Source organism: Geomicrobium sp. JCM 19039 (assembly GCF_000698145.1).
In the GTDB taxonomy this organism is placed as follows: Bacteria; Bacillota; Bacilli; order Bacillales; family Marinococcaceae; genus Geomicrobium_A.
This window is the reverse complement of sequence record NZ_BAXB01000002.1, coordinates 392013-413938: the sequence shown is the minus strand read 5'-3', so window position 1 is coordinate 413938 and position 21926 is coordinate 392013. Positions and strand designations below refer to the sequence as shown.

Here is a 21926-nt window from a genome sequence, read left to right as displayed (position 1 = left end):
ATCGGTTTTTGGGTGGGGTATGATCCAGAGTAGGGTACTTGAAGTCGATAGGTGTGCACACGACGTTCACGATGGTTGTATGCAAGAGAGTTTGATCACAGATCCATAAGGATGTGGTCAAAATCCCCCACCGCAATCATTGAGGTCACTTAAAAAGAGAATTTGAAAATCATATCACAGTGTTTCGCTTGATATAAATATAAAATCCACATAGACCCTGTCTATGATGGAATTTTCTTCATTAAAGAACAATTTTTAGCAGGGATCTACATAGATCTGACCAATACGTCGAGTTAACGAGTAACTTAAGAAAAGAGACGTTAATTTTTCAGTGTTCTCTACTTATTAAACGTGGGAGCTAACGCACGTTTCTTCGCTACCTTGAATGTCAGCACTCTCGGTACTTTGACTCGTCTGTATAGGGGTGCTGCTTTGTACGAAAGTAAGGGTGGGGCGGCAAAATAGACCACCAGAATTGAAGGTTTCTCATGGTGGACGGACGCAGAATCCGAAAAGAGCGTCTGAGCTCAATAGAAGCGATCTATACGAGTTGAATTAATGAATGTCATTCGGCGACAAGACCGGGATTCTTAATGGAATTTAGCGTCAAATTCAATCACACTCCACATAGACTTGCCTCGTCCGAAAACTTAGCATTGGCGAGGGGGAGTAAAATCTTACCATAGATGGTTATAAGGTAAGATTTTCCTTGTTATACGAGGCGTTCTAATAAGAATCCTCCCATCGGGTCGAGAAATCTTACCATAGAATAACCAATGGCAAGATCTCATCCGAAAACGCTAGCAAAATTAATAAAATCCTACCATAGCAAATTACCACCTACTTCAACTTCCACATCGATTGTGTTAATGAGTAACTGAAGTATGTTCATTTCACTTATAAAATGAGATCAGGACACTTTTTTCAGAGAACAACAGTTGCTTACACAGGAGAATCTTTATTTAGTATTGACATTTTGTTCATTCAGGCATAGGCTGTTAGAAGATTAATTCCTGAGTAAATCCATCAGATAAAGAGGTGAAATGAATTTGACTACACATGTTCAACCTATATCAGAACAACATTCTGTTGCTAAACATACGATTGGTTTAAAGAAACCGCAGTTAAATCTCGTAACTATTGGTCTTATCGCGTCTTTTATACTTGCTTTGTACCTCATATTCACCCAGCATTTTGTACAACCAATTCTTCTCGTTATTGGAATTTTACTTGGGTATACGCTCTTTCACGCTAGATTTGGCTTCACATCTGCATTTCGACGACTCGCATCGGTTGGAAATGGACAAGCGCTTCGCGCTCATATGGTCATGCTAGCCATCGCGTGTACACTTTTTGCCCCAATTCTCGCTACAGGTTTTACGTTTTTTGGTGGTGAAGCTACCGGGAACATCTCTCCAGTAGGCGTCAGCTTACTCGTTGGAGCGTTTATCTTTGGAATCGGTATGCAACTTGGCGGTGGTTGTGCGTCTGGAACTCTATATGCGGTAGGTGGCGGTCGAAGCGTAATGTTCATCACGCTACTATTCTTCATCATCGGATCAACCATTGGGGCGAGTCACTTTAACTTTTGGATGGAAGACATGCCCGCATTTGAATCATTTTCCTTAGCGACATCAACAGGTCTAGGTTATGGTGGAGCTTGGCTTGTCTCGATGCTTATTTTTGGTGCGGTAGCCACTGTGACCATAATCATAGAAAAAAAGAAAAACCCACCTAAAATGGCACAAGTGCCAACTGAAAGTGGTTGGAAAAGAATTTTTAGAGGATCATGGCCGTTGTTTGCAGCGGCAATTGTGCTCGCAGTCTTAAACGCGATTACACTGCTCGTTCGTGAAACACCTTGGGGTGTTACGTATGCATTTACACTTTGGGGCTCAAAAGCTGCCGAGTTTCTAGGATTTGATGTGCGTGAGTGGGGGTTTTGGCAAGGAGATACAGCAGCACTAGATGCCTCTATATTTGCTGATACGACGTCGGTACTAAACTTCGGTGTCATTCTTGGGGCGTTTCTTGCATCCGCTGCAGGTGGATTGTTCCGCTTCAACAAGATCACGAAGGGGAATGCTTTAGCGTCTGTTATCGGTGGTTTGATGATGGGATACGGCGCAAGGCTAGCGTTTGGATGTAACATCGGTGCATATTTCAGCGGCATTGCATCGTTTAGTGCCCACGGTTATATTTGGGGAATTATGGCACTCGGTGGAACATTTTTAGCGTTATATTTACGACCGTTATTCGGACTTGGGGTCCCCAAACAAAAAGACAGCTTTTGCTAACGAAGGCCCTTTATTTCCAGTGTTGGAACTAAAGGGCCTGCTTAATGAGCGATTTGTCTTACACCGCTTATTATGGTAGACTTTAGGCAATGTTGGACAACAATAGACAACGAATGAAATTTACATATGGAGAGACGTATGACAAAGATTAATATCGCAATTGACGGACCTGCGGGCTCTGGCAAAAGTACGGTCGCATTGAAGGTGGCGAACGAATTGCAATATTTGTATATTGATACAGGCGCTATGTATCGTGCGCTCGCCTACCGCGTACTTTTGAATAACATTTCCCTGAGTGATGAGAATACCATTGATGATGTACTAAAAGAGATGAGCTTCACATTGTCTAGCGATGGGCGCCATATGCTCGTCAACAACGAGTATATAGGTCAAGAAATTCGCAGCGCGAGTGTGACTCATGCAGTTTCTGAAGTGTCTAGTCACCATAGCGTACGGCTGCAGATGCTCGAGCGCCAACAAGAGCTCGCTAAACAAAAAGGTGTCGTTTTGGATGGAAGGGACATTGGTACCCACGTATTACCAGATGCTGAACTGAAGGTTTATTTGTTTGCATCGGTTGATGAACGTGCATCAAGGCGCCATTTGGAGAATATACAAAATGAACAACCATCAGATCTTCAGACGATTCGACAAGAAATTGAACGAAGAGACCATTTAGACACGACAAGGGAATTTGCTCCTTTAAGACAAGCAGATGACGCGATTTCACTTGACACGACACAACTTTCGATTGAGGATGTCGTTCGTTTTATTTATGCACATGCCCGCGAGAAGGAGCACACATCGTCATGATCTATCGAATTGGACAATTTGCTTGTAGAATTCTGCTTTCTGGTGTTTTCTTTGCGTCAATTCAGGGAAAAGAAAATATACCGGCGAATGGACCGGTAATTATCTGTTCTAATCATAAAAGCAACTTCGATCCACCGCTGCTTGGATCCTACATTAAACGGCCACTTCGGTTTATGGCGAAAGAAGAATTATTCGAGAAAAAAGGATTCGGCACGTTGATTAAGAATCTCGGTGCTTTCCCTGTAAAGCGAGGGGCAGGTGATCGAGCTTCGCTACGGACGGCGCTTGCTGTATTGAACCAAGGAGACATGTTGCTGTTATTTCCTGAAGGGAATCGCTCCAAAACCGATGAGATTGGTGAAGGTTTAGCCGGTGCAGGTTTTTTCGCACTGAAAAGTGATGCAGTTGTCATTCCGGCCTACGTTAAAGGCAAGTACAAGCCATTCAAAAAAATTGAGCTCACGTATGGACAAGCCGTTCCACTTGATGATTTGCGGGAAGAGAAAGCTTCTGCGAGGCAAGTGACCGACCGGATTATGGATCATATTAAGCAGCTAAAAGAAGAACAGAATTCGAACTGATGTCTGCAACATTCTTCCAAGCAATGGAGAATTTTGTATAGCAATGTTTTTAAAGGGAAGTAAGGAGGCAAAAGACAATGGCTGAAGAAATGAACAATGAATTAGAAGGAATGAAAGATCTTCAAGTGAATGACATCGTTACAGGTAAGGTGACGAAGGTTGAAGAAAAGCAAGCATTCGTTGACGCTGGCTACAAGGTAGACGGAATTGTTCCTATTAGCGAACTTTCCAGTTTACACGTAGAAAAGGTAAGTGATGTATTAAATACGGGTGACGAGTTAGACCTTAAAGTATCAAGGTCGAAGATGATGAGCTCGTCCTTTCTGTTCGCGGCGCGCGGGCGGAAAAGGCATGGATGAACTTAAAGCAACGTTTGAGGCAGGAACACCTATTGAAGCTGAAGTTGCAGAAGTGGTCAAAGGTGGGCTTGTTGTAGATGTTGGTGTACGTGGTTTCATTCCAGCGTCACTCGTTGAGCGTCATTTTGTAGAAGACTTCTCAGACTACAAAGGGCAGACCGTTACGTTGAAAATCGTTGAGTTAGATGCAGAAGAGAACAAATTGATTCTGTCTCGCAGAGCAATTCTCGACGAAGAAGCGGATGAAAAGAAAAAGCAAGTTCTTGAAAATTTAACAATCGGAAATACGGTTAAAGGAACGGTACAGCGTCTCACTGACTTTGGTGCGTTTGTAGATGTTGGAGGCGTTGATGGTCTCGTTCACATTTCACAAATGGCTCACCATCGTGTCGAGTCCCCTGGAGAGATTGTAAAAGAAGGGGAAGAAATTGAAGTGAAAATCTTGGCAGTAGATGCAGACAAAGAGCGGATCTCATTGTCGATTAAGGACACGTTGCCAGGACCTTGGACGACGATTGAAGGTCAATTTCAACCAGGTGACGTCATTGATGGTCAAGTGAAGCGCCTCGTTTCATTTGGCGCGTTCGTTGAAGTGGCTCCTGGAGTGGAAGGGCTCGTTCATATTTCACAAATCGCGAACCGCCATATTGGAACGCCTGGAGAAGTATTGGAAGAAGGTCAAGCTGTTCAAGCGAAGATCTTAGATATCAGTCCTTCTGAACAGCGTATCTCATTAAGCATTCGCGAATTGGAAGAAAAACAGACGTCTGACCATAAAGTTCAGCGTGAGTATGAAGCACCTGAAGAAGATCATTCTGGGTTCTCCCTTGGCGACATGATTGGAGATCAACTAAAAAAATACCGTAACGATTAATTACCGCAAACAATCGGCGAATACCAACAGTGGATTCGCCGATTGTTTTGAGAAATAGAGCTCTCCATTCGTAACCCGTACGGTTCTTTCTGCCTTTTCTTGTCTATACTGAACAAGAAAAGGGAGGATGCAAATGGAGAGCTTGTTATTTTTTTGGTTTTCATGGATACTTTGGGTACTCATTTCTTTTTTTATGAAAAGCCTTGCCAGATTTTATTTAGCCGCTGCAATTTTGGTCGGCATGATCGTCTACCCATTAGCTTGGTCAGGTGAAGCGTACACGGTCCCGTTCGCATTTGGAGTTGCACTCATCACTGCGATCGTGTGGGCGGGTAACGTCCCAAAGAAAAGATGGCTATCGCTAATCGTATGTGCGTTATCGTTAATGTTTATGTATGCGGCAATTGAACTGGCGTACTGGTTTAGTCCTGTCATTTTTTATGCGCATGACGTATGGGTGCCTGCAGCAGCAATTTTCTTTTTAACGGTGTTCGTTTATCGCTACCGTGACAGTCGTTATCCACTAGCAATGTTAGCGCTATGCTTTGGGGAATTGCTTACTGGATGGGTGCTCGTTCCATTAAGAGAAGGGCTGTTTATTGCAGACGCTCTCTTTTTCAATCGTTTAACTGCAGTGCTCGTTTTGTTTGTCGTATGGCATATGATTGAAAGCCTTGTACAGCGAGCAGGTCAGTATCACCACCACTCCCGTAGAAAGAAAGTGACACTTTCAGCATAGAGGAGTGTCGCGAGTTCAACCTTTGAATTCGTGATCTACATAGAAGAACAGGGGGCATGAATAACTCATGTCAAAAGCAACAGTAGCCATCGTTGGTAGACCTAACGTTGGGAAATCAACAATTTTTAACCGGATGGTCGGCGAAAGGTTAGCAATCGTCGAAGATAAACCGGGTGTAACGAGAGACCGCCTATATGGACAAGGAGAGTGGTTGAATCGTACGTTTAATGTCATTGATACCGGTGGAATTGATATCGGTGAGGAACCACTCATAGACCAGACGAGAATGCAAGCAGAAATTGCGATTGAGGAAGCAGATAGCATTATTTTCATCGTTAATGGTAGGGAAGGCATTACGCCTCAAGATGAAGAAGTTGCGATGATCTTGAAAAGGTCCAAAAAGCCTGTTGTTGTAGGCGTCAACAAGGTTGATAACCCTGATATGCAAGACTTAATCTATGATTTTTATGAATTTGGGTTCGGTCAACCATTTCCAATATCTGGATCACACGGCATTGGAATCGGAGATATGCTTGATGAAGTGTTTGCCAACTTCCCTGTTCATTTAGAGGACGCTGAGGAAGAATCACTCATTAAAATCGCTGTTATTGGTAGACCAAATGTCGGGAAGTCTTCACTCGTCAATGCAATCTTAGGGGAAGAGCGTGTCATTACGAGTAATATTGCCGGTACGACAAGAGATGCCATTGATACGAACTTTACCCGAGGGGACCAAGACTACAAAATTGTGGACACAGCTGGTATGAGAAAGCGCGGGAAAGTATATGAGAACACAGAGAAGTACAGTGTTCTTCGGGCGATGCGTGCTCTTGAGAGGGCGAATGTCGTGCTTGTCGTCTTAGACGGTGAAGAAGGCATTATTGAACAAGATAAGAAAATTGCAGGCTATGCGCATGAGTCGGGTCGGGCCGTTGTAATTGTAGTGAATAAGTGGGATGCGGTGGAAAAGGATGATCGCACGATGAAAGCGTACACCGAGAACATTCGGGAGACGTTTAGCTACTTGTCGTATGCGCCAATCGTGTTTGTGTCAGCTACAAAGAATCAGCGGATTCAAAAATTGCTTCCTGTTGTAAATGAAGTGATGGACAGTCACCAAATGCGGATGCCAACACACGTGATTAATGACGTCATTATGGATGCAGTTTCCCGAAACCCTGCACCTACCGCTGGTGGGATTAAGCGTTTGCGAATTAATTATGCTACTCAAGTTGCCATCGGTCCACCGACATTCGTTGTGTTTGTGAATGATCCAGATTTAATGCACTTTTCGTATCGCAGGTATTTGGAGAATCAATTGCGAGAGGCGTTTTCTTTTGTTGGTACACCACTGAAAATTATTGCGCGTAAGAAAAACGAGTCTTAAGCTTTGGGGGGAGTGGGGAGACGATGGATGTTATTCTTGCAGGGATTATTGCGTATCTTATCGGTTCGATTAGCTTTAGTTACATTTTCGTAAAGAAAATCAAGAAAGTAGACATTCGAAAACACGGCAGTGGAAACGCAGGGGCGACAAATACACTACGTATTTTGGGGAAAGGTCCCGCAATACTTGTATTGCTACTTGATGCAGTGAAAGGGATCGTCGCCGTCCTTCTCGGTTTTTTAATGGAATTGTTGTTCTTATCAAGCGGTCTGTCATTTTTTGATCAGTACTCGGGTTGGACACCTGCGATCTGCGGATTGCTCGCAATACTCGGTCACAATTATCCGGTTTATTATCAATTCAAGGGTGGAAAAGGTGTCGCAACAACAATTGGTGTCATTGCAACGCTCGTTTTCTTTCCGGCAATCTATGTTGGGATTGTTGCGATTTTGGCGATCGTCATCACGAGATATGTGTCGCTTGGATCACTGATCTTTGCTTTTTTTACCCCGTTTACGGTGTTGTTTACGCTTGACCATTATGGCTATCCAATATCATACTTTGCGCTTACTTGTGTTGTTGGGATCATGTCTATTTGGCGGCATCGAACGAACATTCAACGTTTAGTCAAAGGGAATGAAAGTAAAATCGGAGAAAAGTAATGTGCGGTATTGGCTTGAAAGCTGGAAAGGGATGATGGGGATGAAACAACGTGTAGCAGTACTTGGTGCTGGAAGTTGGGGAACGGCGCTCGCGATCGTTCTCGCCGACAATGGCCATGATGTTTTAATGTGGGCGAGAAGAGAAGACCAAGTGAATGAAATGAATGGTCATCAGACGAATGAGAAGTATCTTTCCGGTGTTACGCTCCCTAAACAATTGAAGGCTTCTACACATATGGGAGAGGTATTGGCACATGGGGAAGCGTTATTAATTAGCGTCCCAACGTCCGGGATGAGAGAAGCTGTTCGAGAAATTGTCGCATTCAATAAAACCATTCCTTATGTCATTCATGCCTCTAAAGGCATTGAACCGGACACATTACTTAGAGTATCAGAGTTAATGAAAGATGAGGGTATAGAAAAAGTGACGGACTCAATCGTCTGTCTGTCAGGACCGAGCCATGCCGAAGAGGTGGCCCGAAGGCAGCCGACGACCGTTACGGTTTCATCGGATGATGTTCATGCGACAAAAAGGCTCAAGATTTGTTTATTAACCAAAACTTTCGCGTGTATACGAATGAAGATTTGACTGGGGTTGAACTCGGCGGGTCTCTCAAAAACGTGATTGCACTCGCTGTTGGACTGGCGGAAGGTCTTGGCTTTGGTGATAACGCAAAAGCGGCGATTATGACGAGAGGGCTTGCGGAGATTACAAGACTGGGAACACGGTTAGGCGCGGACCCGTTAACGTTTGCAGGTCTTTCTGGCCTTGGAGATTTAATTGCGACGTGTACGAGCAAGCATAGCCGGAACTGGAGAGCGGGCTTTCAACTAGGTCAAGGCAAGCCGCTTCAAACCGTTTTGGATGATATGGGGATGGTTGTAGAAGGTGTAAAAACGACACGTGCCATGCACCAACTGGCGGCATCACATGAGATCGAGGTGCCAATTACAACGGCGTTGTATGACGTGATTTTTAATGGAGAGCACCCAGAAAGCGCCAGTGAACAATTAATGGGTCGCCTAAAAAAGCATGAGTCTGAAGACTTTTTTAAACATCTAAAAGAATAATCGATCTGAACTTCTGCCTAGAAATCACACCTCAATTCGATCTACATACACTATTCAATAAGAATAGGAAAGTGGGTGTAGATATGAATCAATTTGATTCCATTTTCGATCGGATTCAAAAGGAGTCAAACATGAACCAAAACGATGTATACAACATGGCAAACTCAGTTAGCGGGGCTAACTTGCAAGATGAAGCGACCGTTCGTCAACTCATCCATGATGTATCAAAAATGGCAGGCGTTCCGGTTTCAAAAGAAAAAGAAGATCAACTCGTTCGCGCGATCACAAATAATGATATTCCTTTAGATTTTAATTCATTGAGTCAACTTTTCAGAGGATAATTGCGTTTAGCTAGGCGTTCGTATAGTGCAGAGACGGATACTTTGCATAGGATACCAGTGAACCACATCCAACAAGGCTCCACCTATTGGAAGAAAGGTTTAGTCAATCGAAGAGCGGATGCTCTTCGATTTTTTTTGTGGTGTGGATGATGCCTCATACCTATAGCGAAAGATTTTTGAAAAATGGACAACTGTTGCTATGAACGGTTACTGCGAGACCAATCATCGGTATGCTATAATGGACGAGTGAATTTGAAGGAGGGTACGTTATGACCCCGTTACAATCAATGTGGCTGTCTTTTATCGGGTTGTTTTTAATGTTTGTGGCTGCAGCGGGTGCGCTGTTTGGAAGAGAAAAGTTAAATGGTGTGCTACGTTTTATCGTGCTCAGCTTTTCATTTGTATGCATTCTCATCGCAGGATTAATCGTGTTGGTCGTGGTCGTTCCTGGATCGCGCGCAACCCTTTGAATATATCTTTGGAGTGAAGCATGGTGCGTATTATAAAACAGCTAGTTCCCATATCGCTGCTCGTTTTACTCGTAGCTTGTGGTGATCCTGAACCGTCATCAGGAACGAGTACAGGGGGCTTTCCATACGAAGAGCAATTGCAATCTGTGCAAGCTGGGGTTGATCAGTTCCAAGAACAAAACGGGGTGCTCCCGATTAAGACGTTTGATGAAACGATGACCGACTATGAACGGTATCAAGTTGATTTTCGCCAACTTGTGCCTGGCTATATGCATGATGCTCCTGCGAGTGCATATGAAAATGGGGGCAACTTCTACTACACGTTAATTGATGTCGAAAACGATCCCGAAGTTCGAGTCATACCAGTACTTGTTATGCATGAAGCGAACCAATTTGAACGAGAAGTAAATGAATACACGAGAACAAACGGTTATCCACCGCTAGACGAAATGGTAGCACCTGGCATTTTTGCCCTTGATTATGAAGCTATGGGTTTAGATGAGCAACCGGTTGTATCCAGCCCGTATTTTTCCACGACGTTACCATTGTATTTGGATCGTACAGGTCAAGTGGTGATCGACTATGCCATTGATTTAAACCGAGTATTGCATGAATATGACGGTGTTCCAGAAGATGAATCAGACATCCGCTCTATACTTACTGACGAGTTTCCAATTGCGCCGGTCTATTCTGTTCCTTATGAACTGGATAACGGAGAACCAAAAATTACAGGCAAAAACGAATAAGGAAATGTTCTAAACCTCTCCTCTCTATCTATATATAGAGTAGAAGAGGTTTTTTGTTTTTGTAAATATTTCGAGAAAACGATCCGCCTGTTCAATCCTTGTCATAAAGAAGTGGACAACATCATAGAATGCAATGACACATATTTTGAAACGGTGGAGTTAATTTTAGATCGGAGGGGATCTCGTGGAGAAAGTGGATATCTTTAAAGATATCGCGGAGCGTACAGGAGGTGATATTTACTTAGGCGTCGTCGGTGCGGTGCGAACAGGTAAATCAACCTTTATCAAGAAGTTCATGGAATTGGTCGTATTGCCATACATGGACAGTGAGGTAGAGCGCGCCCGCACACAAGATGAATTGCCGCAAAGTGCTGCCGGAAAAACGATTATGACGACAGAACCTAAGTTTGTACCGAATACGGCTGTTGAGCTGCATGTCGATGAAGGTCTCGATGTAAATATAAGACTCGTTGATTGTGTGGGCTATGCGGTTTCGGGAGCGAAAGGGTATGAAGATGAGCACGGACCAAGAATGATTAATACACCTTGGTACGAAGAACCGATTCCGTTCCAAGAAGCTGCAGAGATTGGAACACGAAAAGTCATTCAAGAACACTCGACGCTTGGTGTTGTTGTCACTTCTGATGGCAGCATCGGGGAATTGCCGAGACATGAATACTTGGAAGCAGAAGAGCGTGTCATTGAAGAGTTAAAGGAAGTTGGCAAACCGTTTATCGTTATCGTCAATTCCGTTCGACCGTACGCACCAGAGACAGAAGAACTCCGAAGTGATTTGGAGCAGTTGCATGACGTACCTGTACTTTCAATGAGTGTAGAAAGCATGACAGAGCACGATATTAATCGTGTACTAAGAGAAGTACTCTTTGAGTTTCCGGTGCACGAAGTGAACGTCAATTTACCGAGTTGGGTCATGGTGTTACGCGATGATCACTGGTTAAGAAAAGATTATGAGCGATCTGTGAAAGAGACGGTTCAAGATATTAAACGGTTGCGAGACGTCGATCGCGTCGTCGGTCACTTTGCAGACGAGTTTGAGTTTATTGATACCGCCTCGTTATCGGGTATCGAAATGGGGCAAGGGGTCGCAGATATTGATTTGTATGCGCCTGATGATTTGTATGATGAGATCTTAAAAGAAGTGGTCGGTGTAGAGATTCGAGGGAAAGACCACCTTTTACAACTGATGCAAGATTTCTCCCATGCAAAATCAGAGTATGATCAAGTTTCCGAAGCGTTGAAAATGGTTAAACAAACAGGGTATGGTATTGCCGCACCAGCTATTACGGACATGAGTTTGGATGAACCAGAAATCATCCGACAAGGGTCACGGTTTGGGGTTCGCTTACGAGCGGTTGCTCCGTCCATTCATATGATTAAAGTTGATGTTGAGTCAGAGTTTGCCCCGATTATCGGGACAGAAAAGCAGAGCGAAGAGCTCGTGCGCTACTTGATGCAAGACTTTGAAGAAAACCCGCTTTCCATTTGGAATTCAGATATATTCGGTCGCTCTTTAAACAGCATCGTCCGCGAAGGCATTCAAGCGAAGCTCTCTCTCATGCCAGAAAATGCAAGGTATAAGTTAAAAGAAACGCTGGAGAGAATCATTAATGAAGGTAGCGGCGGTCTGATTGCGATTATCTTGTAATAATAAACTCCCGTTATATAACGGGGGTTTATTTTGTTTTTATTTGATGAGGCTTGACGAAGTGTTACAATAGGATAAGAGGTCATAATTGCTTTATAAAAGGCCCTGTGCTAAAATTTCTAGCGATTAACATGCGATATAGGGGGCCATACGCCATGACGAAATTCGACAAAGAAAAAATTGAATCTGCGGTCCGTCAAATCCTTGAAGCGATCGGAGATGATCCTGGTCGAGAAGGAATTATAGATACACCTGCCCGGGTAGCAAGAATGTACGAAGAAGTATTCGGTGGCATTGGTGAAGATCCTGCTGAGCATCTGAAGACAGTATTTGGAGAAGAGCATGAAGAGCTTGTGCTCGTCAAAGACATTACGTTTTATTCGATGTGTGAACACCACCTACTACCATTCTTCGGGAAAGTACACGTAGGTTATATCCCTAAGAACGGTACAGTTACAGGGCTCAGTAAATTGGCACGTGTTGTTGAAACCGTAACGAGAAGGCCACAACTTCAAGAAAGAATTACATCAACCGTAGCCGATGCTTTGATAGAGACGTTAGATCCGCACGGTGTGATGGTCATTGTTGAGGCTGAACATATGTGTATGACGATGCGTGGCATCCAAAAGCCAGGTAGCTCGACAATCACTTCTGCGGTTCGTGGCGTATTTGAAGAAGAAGAGTCTTCGCGTCAAGAAGTATTATCTCTCATTAAGTATTAGACAGTAAATGCGTAGAGGAGGGATTCTCATGAGTAGTAACAATGACTTCTTTGTCGTTCGGGCAGAAGAAGACGGTGTGAATGTGATTGGCTTAACACGTGGAAATACGACGCGTTTTCATCACTCTGAAAAGCTGGACAAAGGCGAAGTAATGATTGGTCAATTTACAGAGCATACGTCTGCTGTTAAGATTCGCGGCAAGGCACTTATTCAAACGAGTCACGGAGAAATGTTGACAGAAAGAGAGTAGCAAAATCTAGCTACTTTCTTTCTATTCAGGATCATGGGTTTCCGGAGGGAAGAGTATGCAACAGGCAGAATGGAAAGAAGAAGAGCGGTTTCAATGGATTCAAGACCGATTTAATCGATTAAGTGCTCATCGGTATTTAAACCAACACGTCTCGAAAGTGAGCATCGATCGGGACAAAATGATGCTTTTCACGAATTGTATTGACGCCCCTGAACTGGCTGAAGAAGGTAAGCTGAAGAGGACAACAGCAGCGATGCTAGTAGACGCAGCGCTTACGACTCATCAATATGTCCCATTACATAATGAAGCAAGAGACCGTGAAATTGAAAAGCAATTAACGGTGCTTGCTGGAGATTGGTTTAGCAGCCTTTATTATTCAGAGCTCGCTAAGCTTGAAGATGTGAAACTTGTCCGTGTGTTCAGCGGATCCATCCAAAAGACGAACGACGCGAAGATACGACTTCATGAGCATGACTGGTCAGGCGTGGATGAATTGGAAAGTCTCGTCACGATTATGGAATCTACACTTATAAAAAACGTCGGTGTCTTTTATAATCACGAGGCTGTGCAACACTTAGCGCCGCCTTTTCTAACGTATCGAAGACTACTCGACATGATCGAGCACGCAGAAGAAAAAGAGAACCCCTTTGGTTCAGCGAGGCTATCACCGTTATTTGCCATGGAACCGGTGGGGAAGTTGGGGATGTATCGGCAGAAGGGATGATCCAGCAACTTCGAATTGTCGCTGAACGTGTATACGTTAAGCTTGAAGCAGCGTATAACACGCATGAAAGGCAACTAACAGAGCATCTATCCAATCGCATCGGAGAACTCTTAGCGCATAATCGGGAGGGGTAACAACTGTGGGGAGAACGAATGAAAAACACGTTCATGAAGTGTTTCAATCCATATCAACGAAGTATGACAAAATGAACGGTGTCATCAGCCTGAACATGCATAAACAATGGCGCAGAGACATTATGAGGCAAATGTCATTGCCTGTTCACGCTCAAGTGCTTGATGTGTGTTGCGGCACAGGAGATTGGACGATTGCCATCGCCAATCAGCTTGAAGGCAAAGGAAAAGTGCACGGTCTTGACTTTAGTGAAAATATGCTCCAGGTCGGCCAAAAAAAAAGTCGACGATGAGAAACTAACAAATGTGGAGCTTCTTCATGGAGATGCGACGGAACTGCCATTTGCGGATGAGTCGTTTCACGTTGTCACAATTGGCTTTGGACTCCGCAATGTACCGGACCCGAAAAAGGCTTTACAAGAAATTCTTCGTGTTCTTAAACCCGGAGGACAAGTACTCTGCCTAGAGACGTCCCACCCAGAGAATGTATTGTTTAAGCCGTTTTATTCCGTGTATTTTAAACAAGTCATGCCTAGGCTCGGTCGCTGGGTCGCTGGAAGCGGTAAAGAGTATCAGTGGTTGTATGATTCGACCGCGACGTTTCCAAAGAAAAAGGAACTGGCTGAGTGGTTTGTTGATTCTGGTTTTGTTGATGTGAACTACCGCAGCTATGCTGGTGGTGCAGCCGCTGGTCATTGGGGTTTTAAGCGATCAGTCTTGAGGATGCAATCTATGAATAAACTAAAAACAATTCTCGAAATGATCAAGTTTGAGCATACTGTTTTTGCGCTTCCTTTTGCTTTTTTAGGTGCAATTCTCGGAAGCTTTTGTTGAGAATGGTACGTGGCCAACGCTTATGCAAATCTTTTGGATTACCGTTGCCATGGTAGGTGCAAGAAGTGCTGCGATGAGTTTAAACCGAGTGATTGATGCAACCATTGATAAACGAAATCCGAGAACGAGCAACCGTGCGATTCCTGCAGGTGATATTTCGTTCAAAGAAGTGGGCATTTTTATTTCTGTGTCGTTCGTGTTGCTATTTGTAGCTGCATTTCAATTAAACATGTTAGCGGTTTACTTGTTGCCACTTGCGGTTTTCTTTTTAGTCATCTATTCCTATACGAAGCGGTTCACATGGGCGTGTCACTTTATTTTAGGGATGACAATCGCGATTGCACCACTAGGTGGCTGGGTCGGTGCGACTGGCACAATCAGTCCAGTTGCGGTGTTGCTATTTATAGTCGTGATGTTTTGGACAGCAGGGTTTGATATTATTTATGCTACGCAAGATGCTGATTATGACCGAAGAAATGGTTTGCATTCGGTTCCTGCACGCTTTGGCATTAAACGAGCGTTAATCATTGCTCGTGGTAGTCATATTATTAGTGTAACAGCGCTACTTACGCTCTCATTCATTTCTCCGCTCGGCTGGGTATTTTTCGTTGGGGCGGTCATTTGTGCGGGCATTATGATTTACGAACATAGTCTTGTCAGTCCTAACGATTTATCAAAAGTGAATGTTGCGTTTTTTACGATGAATGGCATCATTAGTCTTTTAATGCTTTTCTTCACGATTGGAGATTTTCTTTTATGAGTGTGAGTGAGAAACGAATCTTTACGGTCGCTATGTCTGGAGCGAGTGGGGCCATTTACGGCATTCGCTTAGTACAACAGCTACTCTCTAGTGAGCATAAAGTACACTTCGTCATGTCTGAAGCTGCTTGGCAAGTATTTGATTTGGAGGAAGGGCTTGACGTTACGGATCGTGAAGCCTGTTTAGAGCGACTCTTTCCAACAGGAGATTTGCACGTTCATGGGTTGCAAGACTTTCGTGCACCGATTGCGAGTGGTTCTTACAAGAACGACGGAGTGATCGTCGTGCCGTGTTCAATGGGAACGCTCGCAAAGATCGCTTACGGTCATTCAGGAAGCTTGCTCGAGCGAAGTGTTGATGTTGCGCTTAAAGAACAACGACCATTAATTATTGTACCTAGAGAAACGCCGCTTACGAGTACGCATTTGGAGAATATGAAGCGCGTTGCTGATGCCGGTGGAACGGTTATCCCTGCAATGCCAGGCTTTTACCATAAGCCGGAGACGATGGATGACCTCATTGATTTTGTTGTCGGTAAAATTCTCGACCGACTCGATGTAAACCATAGTTTATTTCAACGATGGGGAGAGATGACATGATTAACGTTGGAGAAATTTTGTACACAAATGTCCACCCGTTCTTCTATCATTTGAATCGTGATCAATTCCAGCATGATGTGTCTTTTGTGCCGAGTATCCCAGCGAAGTTGAACGAAGCCATGGCACAAGGTAAGATAGACGTAGGGGCTATTTCGTCATTCGCTTATGCACAAAATCACGAAGATTACGTGCTAATGCCTGACCTTGCCGTAGCGGCAAAAGGAGAGGTCGGTTCGATTTTTCTTTTCTCAAAGGTTCCGATTGAACAATTAAATGATAAAACCATTGCGCTTACGCATAGTTCAGCTACTTCTATTCATTTGCTTAAGATTATTATGCGTAGGTTCTACGAGCATCGTGGGAATACGTATCATACGGTCCCGCCCATTTATGATGAGATGATGTCAAAACATGATGCTTGTTTATTGATCGGTGATGATGCCATCGAAGCAAAGAGAAGAGAAGAACACCAAGTGTACGTATATGATCTTGCCAATCTATGGACGGCTAACACGTCTTTGCCGATGACGTTTGCTGTTTTTGCCATGAGAAAAGACAAGCTCGCCGAAGAGCCGGAAGGCATGGAGCAACTTTTACTGGAATGGAAATCCAGTGAGGCAAAAACGAGACATGATTGTTATGAAGAGCTCGCAGCCCACGTTTCAAAAGAATATGGTGGACCTCCATCGTTTTGGAAGCAATACTTTACAAATCTCCGTTACCAATTTCAAGAAGAAGACCAAAAGGGTCTGCTTCATTTCTACACACTTCTTTACGAAGAAGGATATTTGCACGATAAAGCCGACGAACTAAAAGTTTGGGATGTCGGTGTTGGGATACACTCCATAACTTGAAGGGGACCTGATGGTCATGAAGCTTGCAGACCTTTATATGTATTTACGAGCGGATATACACAAAATTGAACAAGAAATGAAACAAGCGGTTGAAGGCGCTCATCCTGTGCTAGAAGATGCGACGCTGCAGCTGTTGCAAGCAGGTGGAAAACGAATTCGACCGGTGTTTGTATTGCTTGCTGGCAAGTTCGGCGCTTATGATATTCATCGACTCAAGCATATTGGGGTGTCGTTAGAACTCATTCACATGGCTTCGCTCGTCCATGATGATGTGATTGATGACGCTGAGTTGAGAAGAGGCCAAGAAACGGTTAAAGCGAAATATGACAACCGAGTGGCGATGTACACAGGAGACTATATTTTTGCGAAGGCGGTTGAGAGTGCGGCATTTTTCGATGAACCGAAACTTCATCAAGCAATGTCTCGTGTCATCCACGAAATGGTCGTTGGCGAAATTGAACAGATCCGCTATCAGTATGAATGGGACCAAGATATAAAGACGTACTTTCGCCGAATTAAGCGAAAAACAGCACTGCTCATTGCCGGTAGCTGTGAGCTTGGTGCGATTGCCGTCGGTGCACCTGAATCCTCCCAGCGCGCACTCTATCGATATGGCTATGAAGTGGGCATGGCTTATCAAATTATTGATGATGTGCTCGACTTCACAGGTACAGAAGAAGAGCTCGGTAAGCCAGCAGGAGGAGATTTACTTCAAGGAAATGTTACGTTACCTGCGCTCTACGCGATGCACCACGACCCGAGTGTAAAAGAACGCATTACGCGTGCATTTATGGATGGAGAGCCTGATGAACAGACACTCGCTGAACTGCTAACGCTCATTAAAAACAGCGGAGGTATTGAATACGCAAAAGAACTAAGTGAGCGTTACTTAAACAAAGCGTATCAGACACTTGAAACCTTGCCGCAAATACCTGCTGTGCAATCTCTCTCCGAAATTGCTACATACATTGGTTCCAGGCGTTTTTAGAGGTTTAATCTGTCAACAACTGATGGTATACTAGAACGGGTATGAAAGCCTGTACAGAAGAAAAAGAGGAGTGCAATACAACATGGAACAATCATTTATCATGGTTAAGCCGGATGGCGTAAAGCGTCAACTTATCGGTGAGATTGTCAGCCGCTTTGAAGCTCGTGGCTACGTTTTGAAAGAAGCGAAGCTTATGAACATCTCTAAAGAAACAGCAGAGTCACACTACGGTGAGCATAGCGATAAGCCATTCTTTGGTGAACTCGTTGACTTTATCACTTCTGGTCCTGCGTTCGCGATGATTTGGGAAGGTGAGAATGTTATTCTTAATGCCCGCACGATGATGGGGGCTACGAATCCGAAAGATGCAACACCTGGGACGATCCGTGGTGACTTCGCTGTGAATGTCGGCCAAAACGTTATTCACGGTTCAGACTCACCAGAAAGCGCAACGCGCGAAATTGAACTATTTTTTGGCAAGTAAAGAAAGCAAGAAAACCGGTCAATGGGAATTGGCCGGTTTTTACATAAGGGGCCAAACATGACGGAGGATTATGCACGTTTCCAATATGTTGTGAAACAAAAGACAGGGTTGGACTTAACCCTTTACAAAGAAAAGCAAATGAAGCGACGTCTACAAAACTTTTATGAGCGTTACCAGTTTCAGTCATTTATGGAGTTTTTTGAGGAAGGGTTATCACGTGACGATAAACTATTGCATCAGTTTCTTGATCGTGTGACGATTAATGTGTCAGAATTTTACCGAAATAAAGAGCGCTGGCTTGAATTTGAGCGAGAGATTGTGCCGATTTTAAAAGAACAGCATCTGCCATTATCGATATGGTCTGCGGCATGTTCAACAGGTGAAGAACCGTATACACTTTCAATGGTTTTTCACAAACAGTTGCAAGCAAACGACTATCACATATTCGCTACTGACCTCGATCCGACCGTTTTAGAAGCAGCTAAGGTCGGGCAATACTCCGAACGTTCATTACGCTCACTACATGAAAGAGAGAAGCAATTTGGTTTCCATGAGCGAAACCGAGTGTTTGAAGTGAAAGGACAATTTAAACAACCGATCACTTTTGAGCGTCATAATTTACTTCAAGATCGTTACCCAGATTACGTAGATTTGATTGTTTGTCGCAATGTGCTTATTTATATGACTGATATTGCAAAGCAACAAATCATTACGCAATTTTCAGCAACGCTTAAGCCTGGTGGCTTTCTTTTTGTCGGTAGTACTGAACAGTTATTTTCACCTGAGAAGTACGGGCTTGAGAATTACAAATCATTCATCTATCGTAAGAAAACGAGCCAATGAACGGTTCACTACAGTCTTAAGATGTGATATAATTTACTACATAAAAGCATTAAAGTGAGAGAAATTTTGGAGGTAAGCATATGCGTTTTCTAACAGCCGGAGAATCACACGGCCCCGGATTGACAACGATTGTTGAAGGGGTGCCAGCATCACTACCATTATCAACAGAAGACATTAATAAAGAGTTGAAACGTCGCCAAGGTGGTTACGGCCGTGGACGCAGAATGAAAATTGAAAAGGATCTCGTGTCGATTACGAGTGGTGTTCGCCACGGCAAAACGACAGGAGCCCCGATTACACTGACGGTCACAAATGATGATTGGGTTCATTGGGAACAAGTGATGGGTATTGATCCTGTATCCAGTGAAGATGAGCATCGCGTAAATACAAAGAAATTAACAAGGCCAAGACCAGGGCACGCCGACTTGAACGGCGCGTTAAAATATCGTCATCGTGATATGAGAAATGTATTGGAACGTTCATCTGCACGGGAGACGACGATGCGTGTTGCTGTTGGCAGTGTAGCGAAGAAAATTCTTAGTGAGCTTGGAATTACGATCGGTGTTCACGTGTTGAACATAGGGGGCGTCGAAGCAAATGGAGAGTACGCCAATCTCAGTGAGCTAATTGAACGTGCAGAGGCTTCTCCGGTGCGTTGTATCGATGAACAAGCAAGTGAAAAGATGAAAGAAGCGATTGACCAAGCGAAAGCGAATGGTGATTCCATCGGTGGGATCGTCCAAGTGGTTGCTGAAGGAATGCCCCCAGGTGTTGGTAGCCACGTTCATTATGATCGTAAGCTGGATGGGAAGATTGCCGGTGCGGTCATGAGCATTAACGCTTTTAAAGGTGCAGAAGTAGCATTGGATTTGATGCAGCCAATTTGCCTGGAAGTAAAGTTCATGATGAGATTTATTGGACAAAAGAAGACGGATACAGAAGAAGCAGCAATCGTCTTGGTGGATTTGAAGGCGGGATGACAACAGGTATGCCGATCGTCATTAACGGCGTCATGAAACCAATTCCGACGCTTTACAAACCATTAAAGAGTATAGATATTGATAGTAAGGAAGCGTTTGAGGCTTCAATTGAACGTTCGGATAGTTGTGCAGTGCCAGCAGCGGCGGTTGTTTGTGAGCACGTCGTAGCTTTTGAGCTGGCAAACGGCTTGTTGGACATGTTTGGTGCCGATCAGTTTGACCGCCTAAAAGAGACAATTGGCGCATACCGCAAAGAGACGAGAGAGTTTTAGATGGAAGTGCTTGATATTGTTACCGACTCTAAGACGTACCCGATTTATATCGGTGAGGGTGTCACAGAGCAGATTGAAGATTTACTTGTAAAACAGTGGGGGAATGATCAAAAACGGTTGTTTATTCTTACTGATGAAACTGTAGGTCACCTTCATTTGGGTACTCTCGAAAAACGTTTGGGGAATTTTTTTGTAACAAGTTGTATTATTTCAGCTGGAGAAGCTTCAAAATCCCTTGATACGTATTCTTACGTTTTAGATGAGATGTTTCAGAGTGAACTAGATCGCAATAGTGCGGTCATTGCTTTTGGGGGCGGTGTAGTCGGTGATTTGGCAGGATTTTGTGCAAGCACGTATATGCGTGGTATTTCTTTCGTGCAAGTGCCTACTACGTTACTCGCTCATGATAGCAGTGTTGGAGGAAAAACCGGTATTAATCACCCCCAAGGGAAAAACCTGATCGGTTCCTTCCATCAACCCGATCTTGTCATCTATGACACGCGTTTTCTACAAACAATGCCTGAAAGGGAATGGCGCTCAGGGTTTGGTGAAGTGATTAAGCACGGCTACATTCATCACTACGGATTGCTCGGTAGAATTGAAAAAACACTTGCTGGACAAACAGATTGGCGAATTGCGGAACAAGACTTAGCGGAGTCAATCCGTGTGAAAGCGAACATCGTTTCTCAAGATGAGAAAGAGCGGGGAGTGCGGGCGTTTTTGAACTTTGGCCATACCCTCGGTCATTCTCTAGAAGCGAGTTCGGGTTTTGGGAAGTTGTCACACGGAGAGGCAGTCGTCATAGGTATCATTTTCGCGCTGTTTGTTTCCAAACAGCTACACAGCGGGCAAGTTCCGGATGCGAAGAAAGAAAAAGAGCGGTGGCAACAATGTGGCTATCGGTTCGATCAAGTGCTGGAAGTGACGACAGATGAGCTAGTTGAAAAGATGAAGTACGATAAGAAAAATAAAGCGGGGCATATCGGGTTTGTCGTCTTAAAAAAACTGGGTGAACCTCAATTCGTTCAAATCCCGGTAGTAAAGATGCGTGAGCTTATCGATAAATGCAAGGAGGATGTATTCAGTGATTAGAGGAATTCGTGGTGCAACGACGATCGATGCGAACAATGATGAAGAGATATGGAGTCGAACGAAAGACTGCTTACAAGAGATGGTCACGCAAAATGACATTCGCCCAGAAGATGTGGCACACATTTGGTTTACGGTTACGCCAGACATTAATGCTGCTTTTCCAGCGAAGGCAGCTCGTTTGTTAGATGATCCCTCTTGGGCGTACGTTCCGGTTATGTGCGCCACAGAGATTGGTGTGCCAAGCAGTTTGAATCACTGTATTCGCGTGATGATGAGTGTAAACTCATCAAAAAAACAAGCCGACATTCATCATGTATTTCAAAATGACGCGGTGAAACTCCGCCCAGATTTGGTTGGAGGGATTGACAAAAACGAATAAACATTTTA

20 protein-coding genes and 5 pseudogenes are annotated in these 21926 nt (G+C 44.0%); all 25 read left to right on the top strand.

All coding sequences use genetic code 11. From position 1 onward, the window contains the following. Positions 1-1043 precede the first annotated feature (1043 nt). Positions 1044-2297: a YeeE/YedE family protein gene (locus JCM19039_RS04140; RefSeq protein WP_042424091.1), complete on the top strand. Its 1254-nt coding sequence runs from the start codon at positions 1044-1046 to the stop codon at positions 2295-2297. Positions 2298-2435: 138 nt separating this feature from the next. Further along, a complete protein-coding gene (cmk, locus tag JCM19039_RS04135; RefSeq protein ID WP_042424089.1) occupies positions 2436-3110 on the top strand; it encodes a (d)CMP kinase in 675 nt (224 codons plus the stop codon). Continuing rightward, positions 3107-3691, top strand: a complete 585-nt coding sequence (locus JCM19039_RS04130) for a 1-acyl-sn-glycerol-3-phosphate acyltransferase (protein ID WP_042424088.1) — start codon at positions 3107-3109, stop codon at positions 3689-3691. Before cmk ends, JCM19039_RS04130 begins: the two co-directional genes overlap by 4 nt. A 77-nt stretch (positions 3692-3768) precedes the next feature. After that, positions 3769-4924 (top strand): annotated as a pseudogene (rpsA, locus tag JCM19039_RS04125) (30S ribosomal protein S1). Positions 4925-5057: 133 nt separating this feature from the next. Next, complete coding sequence (locus JCM19039_RS04120) at positions 5058-5663, top strand: hypothetical protein (protein WP_042424086.1); 606 nt, start codon at positions 5058-5060, stop codon at positions 5661-5663. 67 nt (positions 5664-5730) lie between these two features. After that, entirely contained in the window at positions 5731-7050 is a 1320-nt protein-coding gene (der, locus tag JCM19039_RS04115; RefSeq protein ID WP_042424084.1) for a ribosome biogenesis GTPase Der, read from the top strand. A 23-nt stretch (positions 7051-7073) separates the two neighbouring features. Then, the gene (plsY, locus tag JCM19039_RS04110; RefSeq protein WP_042397583.1) at positions 7074-7712 is read left to right on the top strand and encodes a glycerol-3-phosphate 1-O-acyltransferase PlsY; all 639 of its coding nucleotides are present in this window, start codon (positions 7074-7076) and stop codon (positions 7710-7712) included. 31 nt (positions 7713-7743) lie between these two features. Further along, positions 7744-8783 (top strand): annotated as a pseudogene (locus JCM19039_RS04105) (NAD(P)H-dependent glycerol-3-phosphate dehydrogenase). An 83-nt stretch (positions 8784-8866) separates the two neighbouring features. Beyond that, positions 8867-9124, top strand: coding sequence for a stage VI sporulation protein F (locus JCM19039_RS04100; RefSeq protein ID WP_042397587.1), 258 nt, complete (start codon positions 8867-8869; stop codon positions 9122-9124). 269 nt (positions 9125-9393) lie between these two features. Then, the gene (locus JCM19039_RS04095) at positions 9394-9594 is read left to right on the top strand and encodes a DUF2768 domain-containing protein (RefSeq protein ID WP_042424080.1); all 201 of its coding nucleotides are present in this window, start codon (positions 9394-9396) and stop codon (positions 9592-9594) included. A gap of 20 nt (positions 9595-9614) precedes the next feature. Further along, positions 9615-10340, top strand: coding sequence for a hypothetical protein (locus JCM19039_RS04090; RefSeq protein ID WP_052398499.1), 726 nt, complete (start codon positions 9615-9617; stop codon positions 10338-10340). Positions 10341-10524: 184 nt separating this feature from the next. Then, a complete protein-coding gene (gene spoIVA, locus JCM19039_RS04085) occupies positions 10525-12006 on the top strand; it encodes a stage IV sporulation protein A (RefSeq protein ID WP_042424078.1) in 1482 nt (493 codons plus the stop codon). A gap of 155 nt (positions 12007-12161) precedes the next feature. Next, positions 12162-12728, top strand: a complete 567-nt coding sequence (gene folE / locus JCM19039_RS04080) for a GTP cyclohydrolase I FolE (RefSeq protein WP_042424077.1) — start codon at positions 12162-12164, stop codon at positions 12726-12728. A 28-nt stretch (positions 12729-12756) separates the two neighbouring features. Beyond that, positions 12757-12978: a trp RNA-binding attenuation protein MtrB gene (gene mtrB / locus JCM19039_RS04075; RefSeq protein WP_042397597.1), complete on the top strand. Its 222-nt coding sequence runs from the start codon at positions 12757-12759 to the stop codon at positions 12976-12978. 55 nt (positions 12979-13033) lie between these two features. Then, positions 13034-13702: a heptaprenyl diphosphate synthase component 1 gene (locus tag JCM19039_RS04070; RefSeq protein ID WP_042424076.1), complete on the top strand. Its 669-nt coding sequence runs from the start codon at positions 13034-13036 to the stop codon at positions 13700-13702. A 139-nt stretch (positions 13703-13841) separates the two neighbouring features. Then, positions 13842-14544: pseudogene (locus JCM19039_RS27750) on the top strand (demethylmenaquinone methyltransferase); the annotation flags it as partial. 21 nt (positions 14545-14565) lie between these two features. Continuing rightward, a pseudogene (locus JCM19039_RS04060) lies at positions 14566-15427 on the top strand (UbiA-like polyprenyltransferase). Then, the gene (locus JCM19039_RS04055; protein ID WP_042424075.1) at positions 15424-16026 is read left to right on the top strand and encodes a UbiX family flavin prenyltransferase; all 603 of its coding nucleotides are present in this window, start codon (positions 15424-15426) and stop codon (positions 16024-16026) included. The pseudogene JCM19039_RS04060 and the gene JCM19039_RS04055 overlap by 4 nt, the downstream one beginning before the upstream one ends. Continuing rightward, positions 16023-16880: a menaquinone biosynthesis protein gene (locus tag JCM19039_RS04050; protein WP_052398498.1), complete on the top strand. Its 858-nt coding sequence runs from the start codon at positions 16023-16025 to the stop codon at positions 16878-16880. Before JCM19039_RS04055 ends, JCM19039_RS04050 begins: the two co-directional genes overlap by 4 nt. A gap of 16 nt (positions 16881-16896) precedes the next feature. Then, positions 16897-17868 carry a heptaprenyl diphosphate synthase component II gene (gene hepT / locus JCM19039_RS04045; protein WP_042424187.1) on the top strand — a complete coding sequence of 324 codons (972 nt, stop codon included), beginning with the start codon at positions 16897-16899 and terminating at the stop codon, positions 17866-17868. An 82-nt stretch (positions 17869-17950) separates the two neighbouring features. Continuing rightward, positions 17951-18352, top strand: a complete 402-nt coding sequence (gene ndk, locus JCM19039_RS04040; protein WP_042424070.1) for a nucleoside-diphosphate kinase — start codon at positions 17951-17953, stop codon at positions 18350-18352. Positions 18353-18409: 57 nt separating this feature from the next. Further along, a complete protein-coding gene (locus JCM19039_RS04035) occupies positions 18410-19195 on the top strand; it encodes a protein-glutamate O-methyltransferase CheR (RefSeq protein ID WP_042424069.1) in 786 nt (261 codons plus the stop codon). 80 nt (positions 19196-19275) lie between these two features. Then, a pseudogene (gene aroC / locus JCM19039_RS04030) lies at positions 19276-20447 on the top strand (chorismate synthase). After that, positions 20448-21539, top strand: a complete 1092-nt coding sequence (aroB, locus tag JCM19039_RS04025; RefSeq protein WP_042424068.1) for a 3-dehydroquinate synthase — start codon at positions 20448-20450, stop codon at positions 21537-21539. Further along, the gene (gene aroH / locus JCM19039_RS04020) at positions 21532-21918 is read left to right on the top strand and encodes a chorismate mutase (RefSeq protein WP_238544914.1); all 387 of its coding nucleotides are present in this window, start codon (positions 21532-21534) and stop codon (positions 21916-21918) included. Before aroB ends, aroH begins: the two co-directional genes overlap by 8 nt. The last annotated feature ends 8 nt before the right edge of the window (positions 21919-21926 follow it).